The following is a 19,562-nucleotide window of genomic DNA, read 5'->3' on the forward strand; positions in this document are numbered from 1 at the left end:
GAATATGAAACAGGTAATACGCGAAGGCGATACCCTGCGGGAGTATGGCGGTAAAGTTCTGGCCGGACATTATCTGTGTTTCGGCAAAGGCATTGCCACTAAAGGTGATCAGGTAAAATGCAATAAACATGGTATGACCACTATTATTGAAGGCAGCGCTTTGTCAAAAGTGGATGGACAGCCCGTCGCCCTCCACGGACATCACTGCGCCTGTGGTTGCACGCTGGTAAGCTCTTTTCCTGACTGCGGTATTGCGCAGTGAGACCGCTACCTGATTTTCCTGATTATCATACCGCAAAGCCACCAGCGACAAAGCGCTGGCTGTGCGCTGGGGCATTACTGATTCTGGCTGTTGGCGCAGCGAAAGCGTTACTGCGGGGATCGGATGCAGGCATCGGGAGCGTCTTTGCCGGAATGCTTTTCACTTTAATCTTCATGGGGATTTTCTGGCTCCTTTCTCTGCTGTATTACCGGTTTTCAGTCCACCATTCAGTCACCTGGAGAGCGGAAGTGGCAGAGGTGCATAGCAACTGGTGGTATCAGCATCGTCGGCAGTTTTTCCTGGAGGATGTGGTATTGATTGGTCCGGCTGGGGCGGAGTGGGGGGATTGGTTGCGTCTGCTTAAGCGTGAGCAAAAAGCACCAGCAGAGCGCCAGGAGGTAGGTGGTAAAACCCTGCGTATGGCGCGTTCTTTTTCTGCTGATATGACAGAACGTGAAAATCAGCTGGCCCGCATGCTGGCACTCCAGTGGAGACGTCAGCGTGAAGGCAAAACATTGGCCTCGCCGCAGCGATGTTACTGGCAGGGGAGTGAGAACGCATGGCAGGCGTTTGCCGGACAGGTGAAGGACTCTTTTCCGGAGATTGTATTACCTGAATTTCCGGAAATGTGGATGGGCGAAAGTACGTTATCAGACATTGCTGCTTTTCTGGGTTCGGATGGTAACGATGCTCATATTCTGGTCGCCGGATGTCAGTCTGTGCTCGCTTCTGCGGAGGGTTTACTGCCTGCCGGTGAAGCCGCCGCTTTATGGCTTGCCGGCTCTGAAGGGCCTGTACTACTTTCCCGTGGGGAATTTTTTTCCCCGTCGGAAACGGAATCGCTGAAAGATGTTTGCGAACGCGCTCAGAAGCAAAGTGAACTTGACGCTGCGCCTGACGCCTGCATTCTTTTTTCTCATCCGCAACAATCAGAACTGCCAGGCAGCGGCTGGAACGTGACTCATCATCTACAGGATAATTTTTGGGGTAATACGGGAAAGCTTGAGGCGCTTGTCGTGATATCACTTGCTGCTATTTTCGCACAAAGCCAGTCGCAGCCCTGCGGCTGGATAGCCACCGATCCTTTACACCCTCTGGCGCTTGGAATTGTTAAACCTCATGAAAACAGATAAAAATCAGAACGAAAGTATTTCTGCTGCGTTTACAGTGGTACTCGCCGCTGTGGCGATCACATTCCTTATTTTATTGAGTGGGTTAGCGTACTGGTTTTTTATAGAAGGTCATGATGCAAAATGGTCAGTTATCTATCCCATTTTGCTGGTGTGTGCTCTTCTCTGGATCGTGCTGGCATGTGTTGTCTCTCTGGTTTTTCTGGCGATACATCTTTGGATTATCAGTAAGGCCACGCGTTTGTCTGTGGTCGGACAGGGGGCATTAGCGAAAAGAAAATCATTGAAGCGTCTGATGTTATCGGAAGAAATAGCCATCCATCTCCGCCGTCGTCACAACCCCTTCTGGCGCAGTAAAGTCCGCCTCCTACTGGTCTGTGGTGAACCTGCGCAAATCGCTGCCATCGCTCCCGGTCTTGCGGAGAAGCAGTGGCTGGAGGGCAGCAGTACCGTGCTGGTTTACGGCGGCAGCCTGTCATCTGCGCCGGACACGGAGCGCCTGACCGCCCTGCGTAAGCTGCGCCGCAGCCGTCCGCTGGACGGCATTGTGCTGGCGCTTGATGAGCAGCAGGCGACAGCCGGTACGCTGGATAACCATCTGCGCACCCTGGAGCAGATCGGGGAGGCGCTGCATTACCAGCCGCCGGTATATCTGTGGCAGGTATGCGGCAGCCAGTGGCCGCAGGAGACGCGCGTCACTCAGACTCTGGGGGCGCTGTTTCCGGCGCGGGCCACGCCGGAGAGCGTTGAGCAACAACTCCGCGCCATTCTGCCGTCCCTGCGTGAGCAGGGCATGCAGCAGATGTGCGCTGACCCGTCCCATGATTATCTGCTGCGTTTCGGGCACTCTCTTGAGGATAATGGCATTACCCGCTGGCGCTCGCTGCTGACGCCGTGGCTGACCGAGCGCCTGAAGCGTGTTCCGCTGCGCGGCCTGATGTTCAGCCCGTCGCTGACGGCGGACAGGAAAACGGACGAAGACCTTCACCCGCACCGCTGGTCTGCCCCGGCAGTCTGGCAGGGGGTGAAGGATGACTGTGCGAAAGCCCGTGGTGTCAGGGTGGGGATGCCCTGGCAGCGCACTCTCGGCGTCACCCTGCTGACGCTGATTGCCCTGTGGGGAGCGGGCAGTCTGCTCTCCTTTATGGTCAACCGCCAGCATATTGTCAGCACCACGGAGCGGGCGCAGCAACTGGTGCAGCACCCGGCTATTAATGATGAACAGCTGATGGCGTTACAGCTACTGCGTAACGATATCGGACGTTTACAGATTCAGAGTGAACACGGCGCGCCCTGGTATCAGCGTTTCGGGCTCGACCACAATGCGCAGCTTGCTGCCGCCCTGATGCCCTGGTACACACAGGCGAACAACCGCCTGATACGCGATGCGGCAGTGCAGGTGTTGACGCAAAAGCTTAACGCGCTGGCAAATCTGCCGCCGCGCAATCCGCAACGGACGACACTGGCAAAAGCGGGTTACGACCAACTGAAGGCGTACCTGATGATGGTGCGGCCGGACAAAGCCGACCCGGCGTTTTACGCTCAGGTGATGAAAACAACCGAACCCTCCCGATCAGGAATGTCCCCGGCTCTGTGGCAGAGTATTGCGCCGGATTTATGGGTTTTTTACATGCAGAATCTGCCGTCGCAGCCTGCCTGGAAAATCACGCCCGATACCGCGCTGGTCAGTCAGGTACGTCAGGTGTTACTCGAGCAAATCGGCCAGCGTAATGCCGAAAGTACCCTGTACGGGAACATGCTGACTTCTGTCCGGCGCAACTATGCCGATATGACTCTTGAGGATATGACCCCACAGACTGACGCCAGTCGCCTGTTCAGTACGCAGGAGTCAGTGCCGGGCATGTTCACCCGCCAGGCGTGGGAGGGCGGCATCCAGGGCGCGATTGATAAAGCCGTCGCCTCGCGGCGCGATGAAATCGACTGGGTACTGAGTGACAACCGTAAAACCCTCACCGGCGATGTTTCCCCGGAGGCGCTGAAACAGCGCCTGACGGAGCGCTACTTTACGGATTTCGCCAGTGCCTGGCTGGGCTTTCTCAACAGTATCCGGCTCAATCCGGCGCACAATATCGCCGATGTTACCGACCAGTTGACCCTGGCGGGGGATGTGCGCCAGTCGCCGCTGATAGCCCTGATGAACACCCTGGCGTATCAGGGGCAGACCGGACAACAGAAGGAGGCGATATCTGATTCGCTGGTGAAATCAGCGAAAAATCTGCTGGGGCAGGACGATAAGCCGGTGATTGACCAGCAGGCCGCCGGGCCGGTCAGTCCGCTGGACGGCACTTTCGGGCCATTGCTGGCCCTGATGGGGAAAAACAGCGCGCAGAACGTGATGGCGGCGGACAGTTCGCTCAGTTTACAGACTTACCTGACGCGTCTGACGCGCGTGCGTCTCCGGCTCCAGCAGGTGGCGAGTTCCCCCGACCCGCAGGCGATGATGCAGCAGCTGGCGCAGACGGTCTTCCAGGGCAAAAGCGTCGACCTGACCGACACCCGGGAATACGGCAGTCTGGTGGCGGCCAGCCTTGGCGAAGAGTGGAGCGGTTTCGGGCAGACGATGTTCGTGCAGCCGCTGACCCAGGCGTGGCAGACAGTGCTGCAGCCGTCGGCGGCGAGCCTCAACGATACGTGGCAGCGCTCGGTTGTCGCGAACTGGCATTCCGCTTTTGATGGGCGCTACCCCTTCGCGGCAGGCAAAAATGATGCCTCGCTGCCGATGCTGGCGGCGTTTATCCGCCGCGACAGCGGGCGTATCGACCGCTTCCTGACCAGCCAGCTGGGGGGCGTGCTGCACCGGGAGGGCAGTACCTGGGTGGCGGACAGCACCAATAGCCAGGGACTGGCGTTCAGTCCGGCGTTCCTGAAGGCGATTAATCAGCTGAGCGAACTCTCCGACATCCTGTTTACCGACGGCAGTCAGGGGATCGGCTTTGAAATGCAGGGGGTGGCGATGCCGGAGATTGTCGAGACGCAGCTGACCATCGACGGCCAGACGCTGCATTATTTTAACCAGCTTGCCGACTGGCAGAGCTTCCGCTGGCCGGGAGTGATTAACAAGCCCGGCGCGATGCTGACCTGGACCTCAACAGTGGCGGGCGCGCGGCTGTTTGCCAACGTCAGCGGACCGTGGGGCGTTATCCGGATGCTGGAGAGAATGAAGCGGCAGAAGGAAAACGACGGCCTGTACCGGTTGACCGTGACCGCGCCGGACAACCGGCAGCTCCAGTGGCTGCTGCGCACAGAGCTGGGTGATGGTCCACTCTCACTGCTGAAGCTGCGTAACTTCAGCCTTCCGGCGCAAATATTCAGCGTGGACGCCTCCATACTGAACGAAAACGAATCGTCAGACGGAGAATATGGCATTGACGACATTTCATCCGGCATAGTGGGTGCTGACTGAGTACCGCCGCCATTGCCAGGCCTGGCTGAAGAATTACCAGCGCACGCATCCCGCCCACGGCGCGTTTATCACCCTGACGGACGCGGAACCGACCTGCTGGCGCTGGTGGCGGGGCCGGGACCACCCAGCAAGGAGCTCCCCCATGATGACGACCTTCCTGCCCATTGCCGGAACGACAGGCGAGGCGCTGTCGGCGCTGCGTTCTGAGCTGGCCGCGCCCAGTGGCAGGGCTACCGGACAGGACAAAAACCAGGATACACCGCAGAAACGGGAGATGCGCTGGATGGCGCCGGTGTTTGTTAACGCCTGTGATAACGACATGCTTCAGGCCGTGGTACGCAGCCTGAAGTCACCAGGGAGAACTATGGCATCCATTGATACCCTGCTGGCGGCTAGCCAGCTGGAGACGGACATGCTGGCTCAACAGGCTCAGTCCCGCCTTGCCCTGTGGGCAAATTGGCTGTTACCCGTCTCTGATGACAGCCCCGCCGGCGACGACCCCGGCTATGACGATGATTTTCAGCAGATGCGCGAGGAGGTCAATAAGCTCTCCGGCGCGGATACAGAGCTTATCTGTCAGCTTGCGGAGAAACTGCTGACCACCACCTGCAAGGATATCCGCGTCACGACGTATTACGCCTGGGCGCGGCTGCACCGTGATGGCGAAACGGGTTTGGCGGACGGGCTTGAGCTGCTGGCCGGGCTGATGCAGCGCTTCGGCACGCAACTGCATCCACAACGGGAACGTAGCCGTAAAGCGGCGCTGGAGTGGCTCGGCAGCAGCCGGATGCTGGACAGCCTGTCGCTGTACCCGGAAGTGACAAAAACGGAAGCGGAACGCATCGCCGGGGCACTGTGGCTGACTGAGCAGGCAGTGGAACAAACGAAAACAGAAGAGCGCCCACAGTTCGGCACCCTGTACGCTGCGCTGGAAAGCCGGTTGCTGAAATCCGGCGGGATGGATGCGGTGGTGCCGCAGAACGTCAGCGAAGGCAGTCACACGCCGCCAGTCACGACCGGTAGCGTACCATCGCTGACGGGCATTGCTTCAGGCCAGGAGCTTATGGCACAGGCGCGAGTACTGGCGGAATACCTGCGAAGTCAGCCGGACGGCTGGCTTTCCGCCCATCGGCTGATAAAGAATCTGCGCCAAGATACCCTCCATCAGTTACCGCCACTCCAGGCAGACGGTAAAACCCGTATTGAGCCGCCGAAGCCGGAACAGCGGGCGCAGCTCAAACGGCTGTATCTGCAACAGAGCTGGCGGGAGCTGATGGAAGAAGCGGATGGTCTGCTGTCGCGCGGGGCGAACCATCTGTGGCTGGACGTGCAGTGGTATCTGCACCAGGCGTTGCTGAAATCCGGGCGTGACGCGGAGGCCGCCATTATTGAGGCCGATTTGAAGGGATTGCTTTCCCGGCTTACGGGGCTGGAAACTCTCGCGTTTAACGACGGCACGCCGTTCGCCGATGAAGTGACGCTGAACTGGATACAGCAACAGGTGATGGATAATCCTGCTGGATGGCAGGACGACCACACCGCCAACGCCACTACAGCATCAGGCGACGACGATATCCTGCAACTGGAGCCGGAGGCGCTTGCCCTTGCCGACAGCGACGGTCCCGACGCGGCGCTGGTCTGGCTGCAAAGTCGTCCCGGCATTACTACCGCGCGAAGTCGCTGGCTGCTGCGCCTGCTGATGGCGCGTATTGCCGAACAGACCGGCAAAAACGAACTGGCCCTGCACCTGCTGGGTGAACTGGATTCCCGTTCAGCAAACCTGACCCTGAATCAATGGGAACCTGGACTGCTGTTTGAGGTGAAAGCCAGACGCCTGAAACTGCTGCGCATGAAGGCCGGACGCAGCGAAGCAGAGAAAATGCGCTTTCAGCCGGAGATGGAACAACTACTGACCGGACTTATCGCTATCGATCCCTCAAGAGCAGCCGTACTGTGCAACTGACGCTTTTTTTCATGCCCTGATATCTGAGATATTCAATGGACGACTTAACCCTGCGTTATTTTGACGCTGAAATGCGCTACCTGCGCGAAGCGGGCGAGGAATTCGCCCGTGCTCACCCCGACCGGGCGGCAAGTTTAAACCTCGACAAAGCCGGCGCCCGCGACCCGTATGTGGAGCGCCTGTTCGAAGGTTTTGCCTTCCTGATGGGCCGCCTGCGGGAAAAACTCGATGACGACCTGCCGGAATTGACCGGCGGGCTGGTGAGTATGCTCTGGCCGCATTACCTGCGCACCATTCCGTCGCTCTCCATCGTCGAATTTTCCGCCGACTGGCGGGAGATGAAAGAGCCGGTGGCCGTGGCGAAGGGCTTTGAGGTTCGCTCGCGTCCCGTTGGTGAAAAGCAGACCCGCTGCCGCTATACCACCACGCAGCCGCTGACTCTGCTGCCGTTGTCGCTCTCCCGTGCCAGTATCAGTACCGAACTGGACGGGCGTTCGGTCATCACGCTGCGCTTTGAGTGCGGGCAACTGGCGGACTGGAGCAGCATCGATTTAAGCCGCATCCCGCTGTACCTCAATGCCGATGCGCCGCTGGCCTGCGCGCTGCACGAGGCGCTGACCCTGAATGTGGCAAAAGCGGGTATTCGCTTCCCCGGTGATACCGACCGCAGGGCGCTGGACGCCCTTTTTACCGTCTGCGGTTTTGGCAAGAACGAGGCGCTGCTCCCGGACAGCGGCAGCTTCAGCGGTTATCAGCTGCTGCTGGAATATTTCACCTTCCGGGAGAAATTTATGTCGGTGGCGCTGCGCGGTCTGGAAAGCGTGGATTTTCCGGAAGAGATGCCCTGGTTTGAAATTGAAGTGGTGCTGGATACGCAGTGGCAGCATGAGTTTACCTTCTCGGAGAAACATCTGCGGCTGCACTGCGCACCGGTGATTAATCTGTTTTCACTCGAATCTGACCCGCTGCATCTGGACTCGTTACAGACTGAGTACCTGTTACGCCCGATGCGCATTCAGGACGGACACACCGAGATTTATTCGGTGGATTCGGTGACCTCCTCGCGCCATTCCGGTCATCAGGTGTATGTGCCGTTCACCAGCTTCCGCCATAAGGGCGGGATGATGCGCGTTGACGCACCGGAGTATTACTACCACACCCGCGTAAAACGCGGCCCGTCCGGGCTGCACGACACCTGGCTGATACTCGGCGGTGAGGCGTTCGATAATCATACCGTGCCGGACGATGAAAAGCTCTCCCTGAGCCTGACCGGCACCAACGGCCAGCTGCCGCGCCGGGCGTTACAGAGCACGCTGCTGGATACGGTGGTGAAGTCCACCGCCTCGCGCATTCAGGTGCGCAATCTTTGCGCGCCGACGTTGCCCTGCTATCCGCCGGACCAGGACCGCTTTCACTGGCGGGTGCTGAGCCACCTTGGCAGCAGCTTTCTGTGGATGATGGATAACGCCGAGGTGCTGCGCGGGGCGCTGTCTTTGTATAACTGGACGGGCAGTGAGATGAACATCCGTCGTCTGGCGGCGATTGTCGATGTGAAACACAGCGAAACCGAACGTTTTGTGCAGGGACACTTTCTGCGTGGTGTGCAGATAGAGGTGACCCTCGACGACAACGGCTTTGCCGGTCACGGTGATATCAGCCTGTTTGGCGAAATGCTTAACCGCTTCTTTGCGCTGTATACCGATATCCACCTGTTTAACCGTCTGACAGTCATTATTCAGTCCACCGGAGAGCGTCTCGAATGGCAGGAGAACCACAACCGCCGTATTCCCGGCTGAGCCCCCGGCTTGAACGGGATATCCACCGCATCAACTTTTACCGTTTCTGTCAGCTACTGGAAAAAGCCCGCCCGGACGCACCGCCACTCGGCAGCACGCTGAACCCGGCGGACGACCCGGTGCGTTTTCGTCCACATCCGGGCATGGGCTTTCCTGTCAGCGAGCTGAAGGCGGTGGAGTACGACGAAGAGAACCCGGATGCGCCGCCGACGGTGCGCACCACCTTCAACGGGCTGTACGGCGTTGATTCGCCACTGCCGACTGCCTGGCTGGACGATATCGCGCAGCAGCGCGAGGGGCATGAGGCGCAGGAAGCGTTTCTCGATATCTTTAACCACCGCATCCTGACGCAGTTTTACCGCATCTGGCGCAAGTATTCGTACCCGGCGACCTTTGACCCTGGCGGCAGGGACTCGACCTCGCAGAGTCTGCTGGGGCTTATCGGGCTGGGCATTCCCGGTACCGACAGGCATATCACCGCGCCGCTGTCGCGCTTTCTGGCGCTGCTCAGCGTGATGCGTCTGCCCGCCCGTACCGAGGAGGGGATTCAGGCGCTGGTGCGGCTGCTGGCGCCCCGCACGCAGACGACGGTGACGCCGCACTGCCCGCGTACGGTTTACATCAATAAACCGCTGGGCTTTTACGGCGACGAGGATTTTCTGCTCGACGGCTATCAGGTGCTGGGTGATGAAACCACCGAGGTCAGCAGCCAGTTGCTGATTAGCCTGTATACCGAAGACCACGCTGAGGCACAGGGCTGGCTGCCGGAAGGGCTGATTTATGCCGACTTTCTGGTGCTGCTGCGGGTGTATCTCGGCTGGCGCTATAAGGCGCGTATTCAGCTGACCGTGCCGACGCAGTTGTTACCGGCCCCGGTACTGGGCGAAACCCCCTTTATCCTCGGTATGACCGGGGTGCTGGGCATGGAGGGCGATGAGGTGCCGCCGGACCTGCCTGCGACATTCACCATTGAGGCCGGGGGCTACTGCGGTATGTCGCCTGCCATCACACCACAAGGAAACCGACGTGTTGCGTACTCTGTTGATTAAACGACTTCCTTTGCTGCTCCTGCTAGCGCTGCTGACCGGCTGTGGCCTGACGCAGAGCGTCAGCGACGGCACATCATCGGCTATGAAATCCATTTTTTACAAGCAGGTGAAGACCCTTCATCTGGACATCACCGCCCGTCAGGCGCTGAACACCGACGGGCAGGAGAATATCTCGCTGTCCCAGCCGCTGATGGTGCGGGTTTACCAGCTCAGGGACCGTAAGACTTTTGATAAAACCGTCTACCAGCAACTGCTGACGCAGGGCGATGACGCGCCGGAAACGGAAATACTTGCCAGCCGCAGTCTGGTGGTGAAGCCGGGAGAGGATGCCAGCCTGGATATGCCGCTGGATGAAAAGGCGCAGTTTGTCGCCGTGGTGGGGCTGTTTCGTCAGCCGGATATGGTGAAGAACGACTGGAAGCTGGTACTCGCCCGCGAGGACCTCGACCCGGACAGCCCGCGCGTTATCGAAGCCGGGCATAACCGCCTGACCCTGCAACCGCTGAAGAATGACTGACTATGCCTGCACGCCATAATGCGCCTTCCCTGTATGAAACTCTGTTCGGCAATTTCTCCGGTGGTCTCGATTTGCACCAGGTTAGCGAGGAAATCCAGGTCATCCTTTCGGTACTGGATAACATGCAGCGGATCCTCAACTGCCGCGCAGGTACGCTCGCGCACCTGCCGGACTACGGTCTGCCGGATATGACGAAGATACTCCAGGGGATGCCGGGGACAGCTCACGAGCTGATGGAGAAACTCTCTGCCGTACTGCTGAAATACGAGCCGCGCCTGCAACGCCTGACGGTGGTATTGCTGGAACAAACGCAGCCGGGCGAACTACGCTACGCCATTGACGCGGAGCTGAAAGGCGTCGGGCTGGTGCGCTACGGCACGGAGTTTATGCCGGAGGGTAAAATATTAATCCGGCACATGAAACAGCAGCAGTACCTGGACGCCCGCGCGGCAATCTAGCTTCTCTCCCTCTGACTGAATCCACCATCATGACAATATTTTCTGAACGCCACCTTAAAACGGGCGGCGATCCGCGCACGTTTGCTGATTACGCCGCATTGCGCGATGAGATGAACAAGCTGACGCATCCGGCGCGCCCGGACGTCAACTGGCCGCACGCGGAAAAACTCTGCCTGTCGCTGTTTGAGCAAAACGGCGTGGAGCTGCAGACCGCCGCCTGGTATACGCTTGCTCGCACGCAGATCGCCGGATTGTGCGGGCTGAACGAAGGGCTGGCGATAGTCGCGGCGCTGGTATCCCGACAGTGGGGCGGTTTGTGGCCGCAGCCGGTCCATGCGCGAATGGACATTCTGAGCGCGCTCAGTAAACGGCTGCAGCAGGCGATGCGCACGCTGACCCTGACGTATGCCGATTTGAGTCTGTTGTACCAGGCGGAGGAACATCTGAACGTGCTGGGCGACGCGCTGCTGCGTATGGAGCTAAAACACACCAGCCAGTTCGATGCCCTGTGTACCCTGATGCATAACGCGGCGGCGCGGCTGGAGAAGAGCGAGAACACGGAAGTCGCTCTGCCGGCTGAGAGGATTATCCCCGCGGGCATCAGCCTTGTGGAACCGGAAGAGCGGGTGAAACGGGTGTATGTCGCGCAGCTCAATGAGGAAGTGGAGACGCAACTGCCGCAACCTGTGAAACTCTGGAAGCCGTTTATCGCCGGGATGCTGTCCATGCTGGCGATGACCGGAGTATCTGTATGGGGATGGCAGGTGATGCACCAGCCGGACCCGCTACAGGCGCAGTTTGCGGCAACGCTCGCGCCTCTACCCGCAGCGCTTTCCCCGGAGCAGTTACAGGCACTCGGGCAGAAGCCGCTGTCGCCGGAAACCGGTATCAGGCAGACGCAGCGGCAGCTCACGCGCCTGGCCCACCTTCCTCCGGACTGGAATATTGATTATGGCAATCAGGTTGTTCAGCAGGCGCTCACACTATGGCCGGAACAGGCCGGACCGCTGGCGACGCAGTGGCGGCAGCGAGTCACCGCCGTAGCGCTGCCTGCGGAAAATCTCACTGGCTGGCATCAGGGGATGACGCAGCTACAACACCTTGCGAACCAGCTGAATGCGCTGGACGAAAAGCGCGGTAAGTATATGACCGTGAGTGAACTCAAATCTGCGGTTTTTTCCATGACGCAGGCGTTCAGCAGCGCGGTTCCGGTGGAGGAGCAGCTACGCCTGATGGCGCAGCCGGAGCTGACTTCGCCGGATCTGCAACGCCGGACCGAAATGCATCTGGCGCAGCTTACAGCCCGCTATGCGCTGCTTAAACAGAAAACATCCGAGTGATACCGCAATTCGTGAATAATCAGGTTATCAGTGAGTAAAGGGAAATATTGTGTCAGCCAGAGAGCGTTTTTTTAAGAAGGTGCAGCAGATGAACAATCGTGCATTGGACAGTAATCAGTCTGCTGAGGCTGAGATTCAGGAATTCTGCCAAAGGATGGATGACCTGGCGCAGCAGATTAATATGTGGTTCGGAGACTCCGGGATCGAAGTCATCATTACGAAAAAATATCTCCATGACCTGAGCACCGTCGGACTTAGCCTTAACAGTGGCGTATGTCGCTATGAAATTACTACCATCAGATTACAGAACGGGAACCGTAGCGTCAGTATTATTCCGGAGCAGCTTTGTCGGGTGGGGGACAGAGGTTGTGTCACCATGAACGTTGACGCACCTGGCACTGCTTCTGGAAGACAGACGTTTTATTTGTGCATGGCACCGGACAGCGGCTGGTTTATTCGCAATCAGCGCAAGGGAGCGCAGGGCAACGTTCTGTTGACCGAAGATGTATTTTTTTGCGCTATTGAGAATCTGGCCTGAAAGTACCTCAGTTCGTACCGTTTCGGCGTTTCGTTGCTGGCAGACTGCAAGAATACTCGCGGGGACATCCTGGAAAGGGATGTTTCAGAGAGTAGCCGTCGCAGGAAGTATTCATACCGCTCAACCTGGTTGCGAGAATTATTCATTATGGTCAGTCGTCGATGATTTCTGTATCCGTAGTAGAGAAGATCAAGGAACTCACGCTCTAATTGCCCCTGTGGCGCGAATTCGGTATCCATAGAGGCTGCATGACCAAAAAATGGGCGGTAGAACACACGTAATGCGAAAAAAAAGCCCGTACTTGCGTACAAGCTCTTCTTTGAATATGGCGGTGAGGGGGGGATTGACTCGCTGCGCTCGCCGTTACTCGGCCCATCCCAGGGCCTCGCCCCTTCGGGGCCAGCGCAGGCGCTGTTCAAAATTGCTCCCGGCAATTTTGTCGGGGCAGATTCCTCGCAGGCTCGTCATCTGTCCAACTGGCTGGCGCCAGTTGTCGAACCCCGGTCGGGGCTTCTCATCCCCCCCCGGGGGAGTGCAACAGGCGAAAAAAAAGCCCGTACTTGCGTACGAGCTCTTCTTCAAATATGGCGGTGAGGGGGGGATTCGAACCCCCGATACGTTGCCGTATACACACTTTCCAGGCGTGCTCCTTCAGCCACTCGGACACCTCACCATATTGTCTTTCCCGTTGTTGCCGGGAACGGGCGCTAATTTAGGGAAATACGTATCTCCCGTCAATCAACTTTTTAAAAAAATCGACCGTTTAGCCAAACTTCAAGCAACTTGCTCTCTAAATGCGCGAGAATCGATTTTTTTGTCGCCATTCCCTTTTTCACACGCTCGCCTGACGAAATTTGCTATGCTGGCAAACCAATAGAAAACAATGAGTAAAACGCGACGCTAGCTTAACCTGCCGATAGCGTCAGCAGTCAGGAGCCCTTATGGATATCATCTTTTACCACCCGACGTTCGACACTCCTTTCTGGATTGCGGAGCTGGAAAAACAGCTCCCCGGCTCGCGAGTCCGCGAATGGAAATCCGGTGATAATCAACCCGCTGACTATGCGCTGGTCTGGCATCCGCCGGTTGAAATGCTGCAAGGCCGCAAACTTAAAGCCGTCTTTGCCCTTGGCGCCGGCGTTGATTCAATTCTAAGCAAACTGCGGGAAAACCCGGAAATGCTGCCTCTGTCGACGCCGCTGTTCCGTCTGGAAGACACCGGCATGGGTCTGCAGATGCAAGAGTATGCGGTGAGCCAGGTGCTGCACTGGTTCCGTCGTTTTGATGACTATCAGGCCTTAAAGCAGGAGGCGCGATGGCAGCCGCTGGAGGAGTATCAGCGTGAGGACTTCGCCATCGGCATTATGGGGGCGGGGGTACTGGGCGCGAAAGTGGCAGAAAGCCTGCAACGCTGGGGTTTTCCGCTACGCGTCTGGAGCCGTAGCCGCAAATCCTGGCCTCAGGTAACGAGCTTTGCGGGGGAAGCCGAGCTGGAAGACTTCCTGAGCGGTACACGAGTGCTGATTAACCTGCTGCCCAACACGGCGGAAACCGTTGGCATTATTAATAGCGCGCGCCTGGCGCAGCTGCCGGATAACAGCTATGTGCTGAATCTCGCTCGCGGGGTTCATGTGGTGGAAGAGGATCTGCTGGCCGCGCTGGATAGCGGCAAGTTAAAAGGGGCGATGCTGGATGTGTTTAGCCGCGAACCGCTGCCGGAAGGGAGCCCGCTTTGGCGGCACCCGCGAGTGGCGATGACGCCGCATATTGCTGCCGTCACCCGGCCTCTGGAAGCCATCGCTTATATCGCTAAAACCATCGGTCAGTTAGAACGGGGCGAAACGGTCAGCGGGCAGGTCGATCGCCAACTGGGATACTAAGCGATAGCCCCGCCTGAGCGGGGTTTTTGCTGATCATGGGCGCAGATTCCTGCTATTCTTGCCACAAACAGAGAAGGAGATTGTGATGTATCCTGTTGACCTGCACATGCATACCGTCGCCAGCACCCACGCTTACAGCACCCTGCACGATTATATCGCGCAAGCAAAGCGCAAGGGGATCAAACTCTTTGCCATTACCGACCACGGGCCCGATATGGCCGATGCGCCGCACTACTGGCATTTTATTAATATGCGTATCTGGCCGCGGCTGGTGGATGGCGTTGGCATCCTGCGAGGTATCGAAGCCAATATCAAAAATACCCAGGGCGAAATCGACTGTACCGGCCCGATGCTGAACTCGCTGGACCTGATTATCGCTGGCTTTCATGAGCCGGTATTCCCTCCTCAGGATAAAGCGACGCATACCGAAGCGATGATCGCCACGATAGCGAGCGGCGCGGTGCATATCATCAGCCATCCGGGTAACCCTAAATTTCCCGTGGATATCCCTGCCATTGCCGCCGCCGCGGCGAAGCACCATGTGGCGTTGGAAATCAATAACTCCTCTTTTGTCTCGTCGCGTATCGGCAGCGAAGATAACTGCCGTGCCGTTGCGGCGGCCGTACGCGATGCCGGTGGCTGGGTGGCGCTGGGCTCGGATTCCCATACGGCATTTACGCTCGGTGAATTTAGCGAATGCCGAAAAATTCTTGATGCCGTCGGTTTTCCGGAAGACCGAATTCTTAACGTAACGCCCCGGCGTCTGCTTAATTTTCTTGAATCGCGCGGCATGCCTGCGATTCCTGAGCTGGCTGAACTTTAATTTGAATAACTGGAATAAATGAATGAACGAGTTTTCAATCCTCTGCCGCGTGCTGGGCTCTCTCTATTATCGTCAGCCGCAGGACCCGCTGCTGGTTCCGCTCTTTACCCTTATCCGCGAAGGGAAGCTGGCGGCGAGCTGGCCGCTGGAACAGGATGAACTGCTGGAGCGCCTGCAAAAAAGCTGTGATATGCAGTCGCTGGCCGCCGAATACAACGTGCTGTTTGTCGGTGAAGAGTGCCGCGTGGCGCCTTACCGTAGCGCATGGGTAGACGGCGCGACGGAAGCTGAAGTCCGTGGTTTCCTCGCCGCGCATGGCGTACCTACGGGGGAGGGGGCGGCGGATCATTTCGGCTCCTTACTGCTGGCCGCTTCCTGGCTGGAAGATCACGCGGCGGAAGATGAAAGCGAAGTTCTGGAAACCCTGTTCGCGGAATATATCCTGCCCTGGTGCGGTGAGTTCCTGGGCAAAGTTGAAGCGCATGCCACCACGCCGTTCTGGCGCACGATGGCCCCGCTGACTCGCGAAGCGGTCTCCGCCATGTGGGATGAGCTGCAGGAAGAAAACGAACAATAATTTGTGATTAAAATCACACTTTAAATGCAATGAAATATTTTTGATTTAATTTAGTGTGCTCTGAGTCGCATTTGACGGGTGCGTTTCTGCTATGATACGCGCCATGAACATACTCTTCGCAATCGCATTAACGACAGGCATTCTCTCCGGTATCTGGGGATGGGTGGCTGTCGCACTGGGTCTGCTGAGCTGGGCGGGGTTCCTTGGCTGTACGGCTTACTTTGCCTGTCCGCAAGGTGGGTTAAAAGGGCTGTTTATTTCAACCTGTACGGTCATGAGCGGCGTTGTGTGGGCGCTGGTAATTATTCACGGCAGCGCGCTGGCGCCGCAGCTGGAAATTGTCAGCTATATTATGACCGGCATCGTGGCGTTTTTGATGTGCATTCAGGCGCGTCAGCTGATGCTCTCTTTTGTGCCGGGAACTTTTATCGGCGCGTGCGCGACGTTTGCCGGCAGCGGCGACTGGCGTTTGGTTGTGCCTTCACTCGCGCTGGGTCTGGTATTTGGCTACGCCATGAAAAATAGCGGCCTGTGGCTGGCGACCCGGGCTGAGAAAAATAAATCTCTTGCTAACCAAAGCAGCTAATCGCTTTTAATTTATCCCCTTCTCCATCACAAAAGGGCCCGGCGGGCTCTTTTGCTTTTTTGCTGCCTGTTTACCCCATCATTAATATTCCCTGTATTCTATTTTTCCTTATATATCTGAGACTTTAACTGTACCGACAGTCAGTGAATCGATTTTGTTAGCATATTTAAATAAATGATATTTTTTGTTTTCAAATTGTTAATATAATTAACTTGAAGTAAAAAAAATATAACTCGATGCACTCATGGATGGCTGGTGCTTTTCAGTAGCTATACCGATATGCAGAGGAGTTTTATAATGAAAACAATCATATATGCACCACTTGCCGCGCTGTTTATTTTACCTTCCTTTGTTAACCCTGTGCTCGCAGAACAGACCGTGGCTGGCGTCATCCATTTTTACGGGCGGGTGGTGGAAGCACCCTGCCAGCTCAATACGATAAAAGACCAGATTATTATGGATTGCCCGAGGGCGGATGCGATTAAAATTTCTGCTCAACAGCTTGAGAAAGGGAATATACACAACGAAAATATCCGCTCTGCGCAATTAAGATATATTAATCCGCAACGGACCCTCGCTATTCTGGATGTTGATTATCGGTAACCCTCTGCCCCCAGGCTTTCGTCCCGGGGGCTATCGTGCCATATTATCCTCGTGTATTCATTTGAAGACCTATGCCGACAGGAGGAGAAATGGCTGTTCAACCTGAGGTTGTTCTCGGCGATATTACAAAGCTCGCGGTGGACGTTATCGTCAATGCGGCAAACCCGTCGCTGCTTGGCGGTGGTGGCGTGGACGGCGCGATTCACCGCGCGGCAGGGCCAGAACTGCTTGCTGCCTGTAAAGTGGTGCGGCAACAGCAGGGAGAGTGTCCGCCAGGTCATGCGGTGATTACGGCGGCAGGAAATTTGCCCGCCAGCGCGGTTATTCACGCCGTTGGACCCATCTGGCACGGCGGTGACAGGCAGGAGGCGGAGTTACTGGCTGACGCCTATAAAAATAGCCTGCTGCTGGCTTCGGCAAACAATTATCGTTCTATTGCATTTCCTGCTATCAGCACCGGCGTTTATGGCTACCCTAAAGAGGCCGCCGCGGAGATAGCCGTACGGACGGTGAATGCTTTCCTTACTCGCTATAACCCGCTGGAGCGCGTGTGTTTCGTATGCTTTGATGCCGAAACCGCCGGCATTTATACGCGATTACTTGAGGCAAGTCGCGCGCAACTCGGCCATCAGAATAAGATATAATAGTTTCCTGCGCAGGCCTGGAATTATCATAACGGGAGAGGTATCGGTGGCTGAAGGGAAGGTTCTACAAAAGCAACGGCTTCGGCGGATGGAAATCGTAGCCGCGGCACAGAAATGCTTTGCGGAAAAGGGCCTGCACGGCGCCTCCGTAGCGGATATTGCGCATCAGGCTGGCCTTAGCGTAGGTCAGCTATATCGCATTTTCGCCAGCAAAGAAGAGATCGTTGAAGTCATCGTCAGTGAGATCGTGAATGCCAGAGTGGGCGAAATCGTTGCCGGGAATCATGATTTAGCCCGCATGGCTTCAGTATTAGCCGGCGCGACACTCGTGACCGGGTCTACGAAAAACGATAATTATCTGCTGATGGAAATTAACGCCGAGGCGTCCCGAAATCCACGCCTGCGCGAAATCATGAACCAGGCCGATCGCCGCCTGAAAGAGGAGGGCGGGCGGCTAACCCGGCACTATCACCCTGAGATGACCGAGGCGCAAATTAGCGTCGCCTGCGAATTTATCGCGATATTAACCGAAGGGGCTGCCTATCGTTGCGACTTTGCGACGACCCCGACGGTAGATAAAGCAGCAATGGAAAACCTGTACCGCGATGTTTTTCAACTGCTGTTTGCACAAAAATAGAGCTGCTATGTGCGTTCCACACAGCAGCTTTCTGTTTCAACTGGCGGATATTTGCGGCTTAGCCGTCTTTTGCTGGAATTTTCCGGAGAAAAGGAAGCGCAACAGCGGTATCCGCAGATGGATTTCATATAGCACCAGAGCAATCCCGACCACAAAAACCAGCCCGGTCATAAACCCAAGGGTATTCGATTTAATGACCGGCGCTATCCACGCCCCGTAGAGAAGGGTCAGCGGGTGGTGCACCAGGTAGATAAATAGCGATGCATTAACGAAATAGGTCACCCGCGCTGACTGGAAATTCAACAAGCGGTGGCCAAGCGAAAAGACCACGTTGACCATCCATAGCCCCAGCACCATGGTAATCACGTACTCCGTCTCATACATCCAGCCGTCGCCAGAGCCGTACTGCTGATTCAGCCGATAGGCGATAAACCCGAGTAAAGCCGCCGCAAAGCACCATGGCGATGGGGTTGTAAACATCGTCTTCAGGCGCGCGTTAATAAACGTCTGGGCGCCGAGGATAAAGAAAGGCAGATAGAATAGCGTCTGCATCACGATGAAGTTGAACAGGCCATTGCTAAGAATGGGCGGGTAGAGGATAAAAATGGTGCGGCGAATGACCGCATACAGCACGCCCAGCGCGAGAAAAATCATCGACAGTTGGCCTAATGTGACGGTGTCACCAAAGGTTGGTGCCGCGGCAGAACGCGGGCGCGTCAGCCATTTAAACATCACTACGCCCAGCGACGTCAGAACCACCAGCACTAACAAAAACCATAAGTGGGAAATCAGCTCCCAGGCGAGGGTGTTGAATTTGTCATAGCCGGAAAGCGTGTGCCAGTTATCCGCCTTACCGTTGACGTACTGCAGCATAATAAACTGCGGTAGGGTCAGGAGGGGGATCGCGGTTAACATGGGGATGCCGACGCGCTCAACGCGGACTTTCCACCATTTCTTCAGCGGATAGCGCAGAAAAAGCATGTAGGAAAAATAGCCGGAAATCACAAAGAAGACCTGCATGCGAAAGGCATGAATGAAGTCGTTAAACAACGTCAGCCACCATGAAGGCTCGGCGCTGTTAACATGCCAGCTGTGACTGGAGTAAATGAGCGAAATGTGAAAAGGGATACCCAATAGCATCAGCCATGCGCGGATGCTATCGAAAAAATATTCACGCTGTACCGGAGTATTATTCATACAATATCACTACATTCTCAGACAATTCGTCTTATCACTCAACGTGATAACGTTTAAATTCACTGCAACCCTACATGAACTCTGGTTAACTGTCTCCAGGATAAGCACGCAAAGTGCAATCGGGGCAGTGAACTGTGT

The 19,562-nt window shown here is 56.6% G+C and carries 18 protein-coding genes and 1 tRNA gene; 17 read left to right on the forward strand and 2 right to left on the reverse strand.

All coding sequences use genetic code 11. The features are described 5' to 3' along the window. Window positions 1-4: 4 nt before the first annotated feature. The 10 genes from IYV58_RS10250 (at window position 5) to IYV58_RS10295 (ending at window position 12,477) form a co-directional block, all read left to right on the forward strand. On the forward strand, window positions 5-262 hold the full coding sequence (locus IYV58_RS10250; RefSeq protein WP_142983590.1) for a PAAR domain-containing protein: 258 nt from the start codon (window positions 5-7) through the stop codon (window positions 260-262). Then, window positions 259-1,395 (forward strand): hypothetical protein, encoded by a 1,137-nt coding sequence (locus IYV58_RS10255; protein WP_224326437.1) that lies wholly within the window; start codon window positions 259-261, stop codon window positions 1,393-1,395. The genes IYV58_RS10250 and IYV58_RS10255 overlap by 4 nt, the downstream gene beginning before the upstream one ends. Then, complete coding sequence (locus tag IYV58_RS10260) at window positions 1,382-4,816, forward strand: ImcF-related family protein (protein ID WP_195729566.1); 3,435 nt, start codon at window positions 1,382-1,384, stop codon at window positions 4,814-4,816. Before IYV58_RS10255 ends, IYV58_RS10260 begins: the two co-directional genes overlap by 14 nt. Before the next feature lie 364 nt (window positions 4,817-5,180). After that, entirely contained in the window at window positions 5,181-6,779 is a 1,599-nt protein-coding gene (tssA, locus tag IYV58_RS10265; protein ID WP_154902584.1) for a type VI secretion system protein TssA, read from the forward strand. 35 nt (window positions 6,780-6,814) lie between these two features. Next, window positions 6,815-8,575 carry a type VI secretion system baseplate subunit TssF gene (gene tssF, locus IYV58_RS10270; RefSeq protein WP_142445414.1) on the forward strand — a complete coding sequence of 587 codons (1,761 nt, stop codon included), beginning with the start codon at window positions 6,815-6,817 and terminating at the stop codon, window positions 8,573-8,575. Continuing rightward, entirely contained in the window at window positions 8,539-9,624 is a 1,086-nt protein-coding gene (gene tssG / locus IYV58_RS10275) for a type VI secretion system baseplate subunit TssG (RefSeq protein WP_154902523.1), read from the forward strand. The genes tssF and tssG overlap by 37 nt, the downstream gene beginning before the upstream one ends. Continuing rightward, the gene (tssJ, locus tag IYV58_RS10280; protein WP_224326439.1) at window positions 9,602-10,141 is read left to right on the forward strand and encodes a type VI secretion system lipoprotein TssJ; all 540 of its coding nucleotides are present in this window, start codon (window positions 9,602-9,604) and stop codon (window positions 10,139-10,141) included. Before tssG ends, tssJ begins: the two co-directional genes overlap by 23 nt. A gap of 2 nt (window positions 10,142-10,143) precedes the next feature. Further along, complete coding sequence (gene tssE / locus IYV58_RS10285; protein ID WP_142445411.1) at window positions 10,144-10,599, forward strand: type VI secretion system baseplate subunit TssE; 456 nt, start codon at window positions 10,144-10,146, stop codon at window positions 10,597-10,599. 29 nt (window positions 10,600-10,628) lie between these two features. Beyond that, window positions 10,629-11,939, forward strand: coding sequence for a VasL domain-containing protein (locus IYV58_RS10290; RefSeq protein WP_142445410.1), 1,311 nt, complete (start codon window positions 10,629-10,631; stop codon window positions 11,937-11,939). An 88-nt stretch (window positions 11,940-12,027) separates the two neighbouring features. Further along, on the forward strand, window positions 12,028-12,477 hold the full coding sequence (locus IYV58_RS10295) for a hypothetical protein (RefSeq protein ID WP_227676904.1): 450 nt from the start codon (window positions 12,028-12,030) through the stop codon (window positions 12,475-12,477). A gap of 585 nt (window positions 12,478-13,062) precedes the next feature. On the opposite strand, the gene IYV58_RS10300 is transcribed toward IYV58_RS10295, so the two are convergent. Next, window positions 13,063-13,150 (reverse strand) — tRNA-Ser (locus IYV58_RS10300). Between the two features lie 268 nt (window positions 13,151-13,418). Here IYV58_RS10300 and ghrA point away from each other — a divergent pair. The 7 genes from ghrA (at window position 13,419) to IYV58_RS10335 (ending at window position 18,227) form a co-directional block, all read left to right on the forward strand. Continuing rightward, the gene (gene ghrA, locus IYV58_RS10305; protein ID WP_049113418.1) at window positions 13,419-14,357 is read left to right on the forward strand and encodes a glyoxylate/hydroxypyruvate reductase GhrA; all 939 of its coding nucleotides are present in this window, start codon (window positions 13,419-13,421) and stop codon (window positions 14,355-14,357) included. Between the two features lie 85 nt (window positions 14,358-14,442). Then, on the forward strand, window positions 14,443-15,180 hold the full coding sequence (locus tag IYV58_RS10310) for a phosphatase (RefSeq protein ID WP_004131330.1): 738 nt from the start codon (window positions 14,443-14,445) through the stop codon (window positions 15,178-15,180). 22 nt (window positions 15,181-15,202) lie between these two features. Then, entirely contained in the window at window positions 15,203-15,757 is a 555-nt protein-coding gene (locus tag IYV58_RS10315; RefSeq protein WP_004131331.1) for a TorD/DmsD family molecular chaperone, read from the forward strand. 103 nt (window positions 15,758-15,860) lie between these two features. Beyond that, on the forward strand, window positions 15,861-16,343 hold the full coding sequence (locus tag IYV58_RS10320; protein WP_087829316.1) for a DUF1097 domain-containing protein: 483 nt from the start codon (window positions 15,861-15,863) through the stop codon (window positions 16,341-16,343). Between the two features lie 297 nt (window positions 16,344-16,640). Then, window positions 16,641-16,946: a type 1 fimbrial protein gene (locus tag IYV58_RS10325; RefSeq protein WP_004131333.1), complete on the forward strand. Its 306-nt coding sequence runs from the start codon at window positions 16,641-16,643 to the stop codon at window positions 16,944-16,946. Between the two features lie 89 nt (window positions 16,947-17,035). Further along, window positions 17,036-17,590, forward strand: coding sequence for an O-acetyl-ADP-ribose deacetylase (ymdB, locus tag IYV58_RS10330; protein ID WP_049112578.1), 555 nt, complete (start codon window positions 17,036-17,038; stop codon window positions 17,588-17,590). Window positions 17,591-17,636: 46 nt separating this feature from the next. Continuing rightward, complete coding sequence (locus tag IYV58_RS10335) at window positions 17,637-18,227, forward strand: TetR/AcrR family transcriptional regulator (RefSeq protein WP_004131336.1); 591 nt, start codon at window positions 17,637-17,639, stop codon at window positions 18,225-18,227. Window positions 18,228-18,263: 36 nt separating this feature from the next. On the opposite strand, the gene mdoC is transcribed toward IYV58_RS10335, so the two are convergent. Then, window positions 18,264-19,424: a glucans biosynthesis protein MdoC gene (mdoC, locus tag IYV58_RS10340; protein WP_004131338.1), complete on the reverse strand. Its 1,161-nt coding sequence runs from the start codon at window positions 19,422-19,424 to the stop codon at window positions 18,264-18,266. Window positions 19,425-19,562: the final 138 nt, after the last annotated feature.

This window comes from Klebsiella sp. BDA134-6 (assembly GCF_015601345.1).
GTDB lineage: Bacteria > Pseudomonadota > Gammaproteobacteria > Enterobacterales > Enterobacteriaceae > Klebsiella > Klebsiella grimontii.